The sequence below is a fragment of the Albidovulum sp. genome, from assembly GCF_049646345.1.
Lineage (GTDB): Bacteria > Pseudomonadota > Alphaproteobacteria > Rhodobacterales > Rhodobacteraceae > Albidovulum.
Genome location: NZ_JBARVQ010000042.1, coordinates 1 through 1,661 on the forward strand (window position 1 = coordinate 1; position 1,661 = coordinate 1,661).

Sequence of the window (1,661 nt, forward strand, 5' to 3'; positions counted from 1 at the left end):
GTTGCCCAAAGCGAGCCTGTAGAGGTTCAGGCTGATATAGTCCGGCCCGCCCAGTTCCCAGGCAACCAGCTTCACGCTGCGCCCGCCCGCGAAGGTGGTCTTTTCCAGCCGGTAGCGACGGCCTTGATACAATCCCTCGCTATAGCCGTTGGGGATGCGGTCAAGGGCAGAAAGGAAGCGATGGATCATTGCTCAACGGGTCCGGGCGCGGAACGGAATTTTCTCCGCGCCCGGGCGAATTTTCACCCGCCGCAATCGGCCGGGTGCGATGGCAGGTCCAATGCGCGCCCGTTTTCGCTGATGGTAAAGTCGGGTGCCTTGCCGTCATAGGCCATCGCGATCCGGTATTGCGCGCCCGGTCGCACCGTCAACACCTGTGAGATCCGCGACATTTCGGTGCCCCGGCCATAGTGGTCGGTAAAGAACAGGCTGATGGAGACCCGTTTTCCCACCGGCAAGGCGTAGCGCTGCGGCCCCGTGCCCGGGGCAATCGTTCCGGCATAGACCCACTTGCAACGCGCCTCCTCCGGAAAGACCGAGAAATCAGTTTCGGTCCGCCGGAAGAGGTGCCGGGTCACGTCCGCCGGTGCCACGGTCAGGTTGGCCGGGCCAGAGCCGGTATAGGGCTTGGTGCCCGCCACGCAGGCGGCGAGAAGGAAGGGGAGCAGAAGCAGTGCACCTCTGCCCCGAAGGCGGGGTGCCGGATCAGACACCGGTGCACTCGATCTTGCCGGTCTCGATGGATTTCTTGAAATCGCGCAGGGTGCCCTTCAGCCCGAGCCCGCTGCCGTGACCGGTCAGGGTCAAGCCGCCGCTGTCGTTTGCACGGGCGTCCAGTACGAAACCGATAAAGCCATTTTCCGGTTGGCCGGGATTGATACCACTCAGATGTTTCTTGCGGATGGTCAGCGTGGTGACACCGCCGGAAGTGCTGACGGTGCTGCGATAGGAATAGCGCATGAGAATGGATTGCGGGCCATAGGCACCGACGCGGTAGACATGATTGTCATCCACGATCCGGTTGTAGCAATTGCGCGACATACGGCTGAGAACCGTGCGCGTCGTTGCCATATTGGAGGCAACCGCGATCGAATTGCTTGCTGTCAGGGCCGAGCGTGAGGCGGTCATCGAGCGCATCTCGGACGCGGATTGCGGAAAAGTGGGAACACAGGCGCAAAGCAGGGCGGCGCAAAGGAGGGAGGCGGTCTGTTTCATGATAAATTTCATGCGGGTTGAACAGAATGCTCCGATGCGTCGTCGAACAAGCGGGCAAAAATGTGATGGATGACGAAACTTCGGTCCGTCAGCGCTGGAATTCCGGGGATGTTGCGCAAATGCAAGGCGAAACCTGCCTTGGATTCTCACCTGCAGGCGGTGCGGGTTACGTCCCGCCGATCCTCGGTTCGGTCCCGGCCTTGAGCCGTTCGATATTCGGCAGGTGACGCCAGAAGACCAAGGTGGCCAGGATCACGACCAGATAGACCATGTCACCATGGCCCAGAAGCCCCGCCCAGATTGCCGCGAGTGCCGCCGAGACGAGGGCCGCGAGTGAGGATATGCGCTTGACGATTGCTGTGAGCAGCCATGTGGCGCAGGCGGCAAGGCCCACGGTGAAGGCGAGGGCAAGAAGGATGCCAAGGAAGGTCGCGACCCCCTTGCCG

3 protein-coding genes and 1 pseudogene are annotated in these 1,661 nt (G+C 61.8%); all 4 read right to left on the minus strand.

Annotated elements, in window-relative coordinates:
- Positions 1-189: pseudogene (locus WBB85_RS01000) on the minus strand (hypothetical protein); the annotation flags it as partial.
- Between the two features lie 53 nt (positions 190-242).
- Positions 243-713: a hypothetical protein gene (locus WBB85_RS01005; RefSeq protein ID WP_432636758.1), complete on the minus strand. Its 471-nt coding sequence runs from the start codon at positions 711-713 to the stop codon at positions 243-245.
- Entirely contained in the window at positions 706-1,215 is a 510-nt protein-coding gene (locus WBB85_RS01010; RefSeq protein WP_432636759.1) for a hypothetical protein, read from the minus strand. The genes WBB85_RS01005 and WBB85_RS01010 overlap by 8 nt, the downstream gene beginning before the upstream one ends.
- A gap of 166 nt (positions 1,216-1,381) precedes the next feature.
- Positions 1,382-1,661, minus strand: a 280-nt coding sequence (locus WBB85_RS01015; RefSeq protein ID WP_432636760.1) for a glycerol-3-phosphate acyltransferase, incomplete at its 5' end; no start/stop codon positions are given.

Coding starts and splice junctions, on each gene's coding strand:
- WBB85_RS01010 (WP_432636759.1), bottom strand. CDS start 1,215: ATGAAACAGACCGCCTCCCTCCTTTGCGCCGCCCTGCTTTGCGCCTGT.